Origin of the sequence: Mycobacterium sp. NAZ190054, assembly GCF_001545925.1 — a bacterium.
Classification (GTDB): domain Bacteria; phylum Actinomycetota; class Actinomycetes; order Mycobacteriales; family Mycobacteriaceae; genus Mycobacterium.
Genome location: NZ_LMVQ01000227.1, coordinates 1 through 5917, shown reverse-complemented (window position 1 = coordinate 5917; position 5917 = coordinate 1). Strand labels below are relative to the sequence as shown.

Sequence of the window (5917 nt, the reverse complement as noted above, 5' to 3'; positions counted from 1 at the left end):
TTGACGATCTTGTCTCATCGCGCGCCGGGGGCTGTGTCATTGTGAACCCATGAAGACTCACCTCAACTGCCCGTGCGGCGAAGCGATCACCGGTAAGGACGAGGACGACCTCGTGGAGCAGGCCCAGGCCGAATTCGAGACGGTCCAGGGCCGGGTCGCCGAGCTGGACGCCGGCGAGGTCGGCCTCGACGAACACCACGACCGCACCGTCGCGGCACTGCGGCTGGCCGACGAACGCGTCGCCGAGCTGCAGGCCGCCGAGCGGGCCGCCGAACGTCAGGTGGCGTCGCTGCAGGCCCGTATCGATGCGCTGTCGGTGGGCCTCGAACGCCGCGACGGCGCCGCCTGGCTCAAGGAAAACCACGGCGGCTCAGGGCTTTTCGACTCGCTGGCGAACATGGTCAAGGTTCGTCCAGGGCACGAGGCGGCGATCGCCGCCGTTCTCGGGGCCGCTGCCGATGCGCTCGCCGCGGAGAACTCCGGGGCCGCCGCCCAGGCGCTGGCGGCGCTGAAAGAGGCCGACGGCGGCCGTGCCGCGATCGTGCTCGGGGACTGGCCGGCGCCACCGCCGGTGACGGGTGAGCCGCCCGCCGGTGCGACATGGGCGATCGACCTCGTCGACCCGGCGCCGCGGATCCGGGGCGCGGTCACCGCGATGCTCGCCGGGGTGGCAGTGGTGGGCGACCTCGCGTCGGCGCTGGAAATCGTTGCGCGCCAACCACAGATGCGCGCCGTTACCGCCGACGGCGACCTGGTCGGTGCCGGCTGGGTCAGCGGTGGCTCGGACCGCAAACCCAGCACGCTGGAGATCACCTCCGAGGTGGACAAGGCGCGCGCGGAGCTGGCCGACGCCGAGCGCCAGACCCGAGAACTCGCGGCGGCGTTGTCGGGTGCGCTGGCCGAACAGTCGGCCCGGCAGGACGCCGCCGAACAGGCGCTGGCCGCGCTGAACGAGTCCGACGCCGCGATCTCGTCGATCTACGAGCAGCTCGGGCGGCTCGGGCAGGACGCCCGCGCGGCCGACGACGAGTGGCAGCGGCTGATCCAGCAGCGTGACGAACTGGAGGCCGGCCGCAACCGCACCGTCGAGGAACTGACCGAGCTGGAACTGCGTCTGCACCACGCCCAGCAGGAGCCGATGTTCGACGTCGAGGTCGTCGACCGCTCGGAGTCGACGGCCGCGGCCGAAGCGGCGCGCTCGGCGGAGGTGGAAGCGCGACTGGCTGTGCGCACCGCCGAGGAGCGCGTCAATGCCGTTCGCGGGCGGGCTGATTCACTCCGGCGCGCCGCGCTCACCGAGCGCGAGGCGAGGGCGCGGGCGGCGCGGGCACGGGAGGCCCGGGTGCACGCGGCCGCGGTGGCGGGCGCTGTCGCGGAGTCCGGTCGCTTCGTCGCGCAGCGGCTGAGTGAGGCGGTGACCGTGGCGTCGCGGGTGCGTGACGAGGTCGCCGCCGAGCGGCAGGTCCGGGCCGGCGCGTTGACCAGGGTTCGCGAAGAGGTCAACGAACTGACGACGAGGATCGCCGCGCTCACCGACGCCCTGCACCGGGACGAGGTCGCCAAAGCCCAAGCGGCCCTGCGTATCGAGCAGCTCGAACAGCAGGTGCTCGAGCAGTTCGGCATGGCCGTCGCCGACCTCATCGCCGAGTACGGACCCGAGGTCGCGCTGCCGCCGACCGAACTGGAGATGGCCGAGTACGAACAGGCCCGTGAGCGGGGCGAGCAGGTGGTCGCGCCGGCGCCGATGCCCTACGACCGGGCCACCCAGGAGCGGCGCGCCAAGCGGGCGGAGAAGGAGCTGCGGGAGCTGGGCCGGGTGAATCCGCTGGCGCTGGAGGAGTTCGCCGCGCTGGAGGAGCGCTACAACTTCCTGTCGACCCAGCTCGAGGACGTCAAGGCCGCCCGCAAGGATCTGCTGGACGTCATCGCCGAGGTCGACTCGCGGATCCTGCAGGTCTTCACCGAGGCCTACATGGACGTCGAGCGGGAGTTCACCCAGGTCTTCTCGACACTGTTCCCGGGCGGCGAGGGCAGGCTGCTGCTGACCGATCCGGCCGACATGCTGACCACCGGCATCGAGGTCGAGGCGCGCCCGCCGGGCAAGAAGATCAAAAGGCTGTCACTGCTGTCCGGCGGCGAGAAGTCGCTGACGGCGGTGGCGATGCTGGTGGCGATCTTCCGGGCCAGACCGTCGCCGTTCTACGTGATGGACGAGGTGGAGGCCGCACTCGACGACGTCAACCTGCGTCGTCTGATCAGCCTGTTCGAGCAGCTGCGGGAGCGTTCCCAGCTCATCGTGATCACCCACCAGAAACCCACGATGGAGGTCGCCGACGCGCTCTACGGCGTCACCATGCGCGGTGACGGCATCACGACGGTGATCTCGCAGCGGATGCGCGGGCAGGAACTGGTGGCCAGCCCGTCCTGAGCGCGCTCAGCCGATCGCGGTGACACCCCGCTCCCGCAACGCCGTCAGATCGGACGCCCCGCAGCCGTGCAGGCAGACCAGCAGCTCGTCGAGGAAGCGTTGCAGCCAATCCACCACGGCGTCGGCGGACTCGACGGCGGGGGCGAGCAGCGGCCGCGCGATCGCCACCACCCGGGCGCCCATCGCGAGCGCCTTGGCGGCGTCCATGCCGGTGCGGATGCCGCCCGAGGCGACCAGCGGGACGTCGGGAAGGAGCTGACGTACCTCGGTCAGGGCCTGGGCGGTCGGGATGCCCCACTCGGCGAGCGCGGGATAGCGCACCTCGCCGTAGCGGACGAACTGCTCGATGCGCGCCCACGACGTACCGCCGGCCCCCGCGACGTCGACCGCGGCGATCGGGCAGTCGACGAGCTGGGCGGCGGCGGCGGCGCCGATGCCGTGGCCGACCTCTTTGAGCATGACGGGGTGGCCGATCCGGCCCGCCACCTCACACAGCCTCCCGATCGAGCCCGAGAAGTCGGTGTCACCGTTGTGCTGCATCGCCTCCTGCAGCGGATTGGTGTGGACGGCCAGGCCGTCGGCGCCGACCCGGTCCAGCGCCGCGGCCAGGGCGGGCACCATCGACGCCTGCACCTGGGCCAGCCCGATGTTGCCGATCAACAGGACGTCGGGCGCCACGCCCCGGACGTCGAAACTGGAGGCAGCCTCCGCGTCGTCGATCATCACGCGCTGTGAACCCAGCATCATGCCGATGCCGAGCTCCTGCGCCGCGGCGGCCAGATTCCGGTTGATGATCCCCGACAGCGCCGCGCCGCCCGTCATGGCACCGATCAGAACGGGTGCGCGCAGCCGGCGCCCGAGGAACTCGGTACTGAGGTCCACGCTGTCGAGGTCGGTCTGTGTCAGCGCGTTATAGGGCAGGCGGTAGCGCTCCAGCCCGGTGGTCACCGTCTGGTAGTCGACGGCCTCGGTCAGGCACACGTCGATGTGCCTGCGTTTGCGGTGCTGCAGGGCGGACCCGGGGTCAGACGTCACCGGTCATGTCCCCTGAGACAATGGGGCGGTGACTGAAGGTCTCTGGATCGCCATCGCGGTCATCGCCGTCCTGCTGCTCGTCGCACTCGTCGTGGGCCTGGTGCGGTACCGCCGTCGCCGGATCAGATTGTCGGCTCCAGACACTGCCACTCCCGTCGATCGTTCAGGCGGTTATACCGCGACGTCAGGCATCACGTTCGCCCAATCAACAACCGCGCAGGCCCCGCCGAAGGCGCCGGAGCGCATCGACACCAGTGGCCTGCCCGCCGTCGGCGATGATGCCACCATCCCGCGCGACGCACCCAGGCGTCCCATCGCCGACGTGAAGCTGCCCGAGCCGCCGGTGCTGCCGCCCGAGCCCGACGAGGTGTTCCATGCCGGTCACCGCACCTGCCACGTCGTCACTGCGGACCGCATCGACGGCTCGCACGCGGCGGGCCACCACGACCAGCGGCAGCTTGGCGGCCAGCTCAGCCAGGGCGCGGGACGGCATCTGCGGGCCGACGAGCACCAGACCCTCGCAACGGTCGTCGACCAACGTGCGCAGCGCACGCGGTTCCTCGCGGTGGGGTGTCACGGCGCTGAGGACGACGTCATAGCCGAGCGCGTCGGCGGCGACGTACACACCGTCGACGAGATCGGCGTGGAACTCCTGATGCGCCGAGAACGTCACGCCCACGAGCCTGGTGCGGTGCTGACGCAGACGCCGGGCCCGGGGGTCGGGGCGGTAGCCGATGTCCTCGGCCGCGCGTTTCACCCGCTCCCGCGTCTGCTCGCTGGCACCGGTGGCCTCGCGCATCACGATCGAGACCAGGGCCCGCGACACGCCGGCCCGTTCGGCCACGTCCGCCAGCGTGGGTCTGCGTTGCATGCGCTCAGCCTAGAACGTTCCAGATTCTCCGTTGACGAGATCCCGCTGCGCCGCCTACCGTTTCTAGAACGTTCTAGTCCCCGTGTTCAGATTCGGAGTCCTCACATGTCTTCCCCGTTGGCCTTCGGGCTCATCGGCGCCGGCTGGATCGGCGGCTTCCACGCCCGGACGCTGGCCTCCCGCCTGCCCGGTGCGCGCCTGGTTGCCGTTGCCGACCCGGCATCCGCTGCAGCCGAGCGCCTTTCCGTACCCCGCAGCTATGTCGATCCGCTGGAGCTGATCGCCGATCCCACCGTGGACGCGGTGGCGATCTGCTCGCCCGCCGCCTCGCACGCCGACCTCGTGGTCGCCGCGGCACGGGCCGGCAAGCATGTGTTCTGCGAGAAGCCGATGGCGTTGACGCTCGTGGACGCCGACCGCGCCATCGACGCGGCGCGCGAGGCCGGGGTCGCGTTGCAGGTCGGCTTCAACCGGCGGTTCGCGACCGATTTCGCCGAGATGCACGCGCGGATCGCCGGCGGGGCGATCGGGACCCCGCAGTTGCTGCGGTCGTTGACCCGCGATCCCGGCATCTCCGCCGAGGTGGCGGCCCGGGTCAAACCGTGGACCATCTTCAACGAGACGCTGATCCACGATTTCGACACCCTGTGCTGGCTCAACCCGGGCGCCCGCGTCACCGAGGTGTACGCGCAGGCGGACGCGCTGATCCATCCGCAGTTCGCCGGCCAGGGCTTCCTGGACACCTCGGTGGTGCAGCTCCGATTCGACAACGGCGCGTTCGCCGTCGCCGAGGCCAGTTTCCAGGCGGTCTACGGCTACGACGTGCGCGGCGAGGCGTTCGGATCCGGCGGGATCCTGCAGGCGGGCCGGGCGCCCGGGCAGGCCGCATCCTCGAACGTCGAGTTGTTCCACGACGCGTACGTCGCGCAGCTCTCGCACTTCGTCGAGTGCGTCCGCACCGGCGCCGAGCCGGCGGTCACCGGGCGGGACGCCCGCGTCGCTCTCGAGATCGCGCTGGCCGCACGGGAATCGATCGAGCGGGGCGCCGCGGTGTCGTTGGCGGGGGTGCGGCTGTGAGCTTTCAGCTGGCGGTGTGCTCGGAGATGGTGTTCACCGACCTGCCGATCCTGGACCGCGTCGAACGCATCCGCGATCTCGGGTTCGCCGTCGAGATCTGGAGCTGGCACGACAAGGACCTCGACGCAATGGCGGCCACCGGGGCGGTGTTCACGTCGATGACGGGCTACCTGCACGGTGACCTCGTCGACCCGGCCAGCTGCGACGAGGTGGTCCGGACCGCCCGGCTCAGCGTCAAAGCCGCTGAGACACTGGGGGTCACGCGGTTGAACGTGCACACCGCCGAGCTGGTCGACGGGCAGGCGGCGCGCCCGCGGCAGCGCAGCACCGGCCAGATGTGGCTGACGGCCGCGCGCACCCTGGAGCGGCTCGGCGAGCTCGGCACCGGCGTTTCCGGCATGCTCCGTGCGCTCGAACAGGCGTGGGGCCGCGACCCGAACACGATGATCCCCGACGTGCGGTTCACCCCGAACCCGAACTCGGCGCCGAACGGGCCTCTCATCGAG

General features: G+C 71.0%; 2 protein-coding genes and 5 pseudogenes. 5 read left to right on the top strand and 2 right to left on the bottom strand.

The window, feature by feature from the left end; all coding sequences use genetic code 11:
• Positions 1 to 112: 112 nt before the first annotated feature.
• Positions 113 to 2428 (top strand): annotated as a pseudogene (smc, locus tag ASJ79_RS16715) (chromosome segregation protein SMC); the annotation flags it as partial.
• A 6-nt stretch (positions 2429 to 2434) separates the two neighbouring features.
• Here the strand turns inward: smc and fni are convergent.
• Entirely contained in the window at positions 2435 to 3463 is a 1029-nt protein-coding gene (gene fni, locus ASJ79_RS16710; RefSeq protein WP_067957270.1) for a type 2 isopentenyl-diphosphate Delta-isomerase, read from the bottom strand.
• Between the two features lie 28 nt (positions 3464 to 3491).
• Here fni and ASJ79_RS34005 point away from each other — a divergent pair.
• Positions 3492 to 3824: pseudogene (locus ASJ79_RS34005) on the top strand (signal recognition particle-docking protein FtsY); the annotation flags it as partial.
• A gap of 45 nt (positions 3825 to 3869) precedes the next feature.
• Here the strand turns inward: ASJ79_RS34005 and ASJ79_RS16705 are convergent.
• Positions 3870 to 4334, bottom strand: a pseudogene (locus ASJ79_RS16705) (LacI family DNA-binding transcriptional regulator); the annotation flags it as partial.
• Between the two features lie 105 nt (positions 4335 to 4439).
• On the opposite strand from ASJ79_RS16705, the gene ASJ79_RS16700 reads away from it, so the two are divergent.
• From ASJ79_RS16700 to ASJ79_RS33230, 3 genes and pseudogenes are all read left to right on the top strand, one after another.
• Entirely contained in the window at positions 4440 to 5411 is a 972-nt protein-coding gene (locus ASJ79_RS16700; RefSeq protein WP_067957267.1) for a Gfo/Idh/MocA family oxidoreductase, read from the top strand.
• Positions 5408 to 5794 (top strand): annotated as a pseudogene (locus tag ASJ79_RS16695) (hydroxypyruvate isomerase); the annotation flags it as partial. The gene ASJ79_RS16700 and the pseudogene ASJ79_RS16695, both read left to right, overlap by 4 nt.
• Positions 5792 to 5917, top strand: a pseudogene (locus ASJ79_RS33230) (mammalian cell entry protein); the annotation flags it as partial. The pseudogenes ASJ79_RS16695 and ASJ79_RS33230, both read left to right, overlap by 3 nt.

What these genes read in the sequence shown, in the direction of transcription:
- ASJ79_RS16700 (WP_067957267.1), top strand. Translation starts at nt 4,440, where the DNA reads ATGTCTTCCCCGTTGGCCTTCGGGCTCATCGGCGCCGGCTGGATCGGC.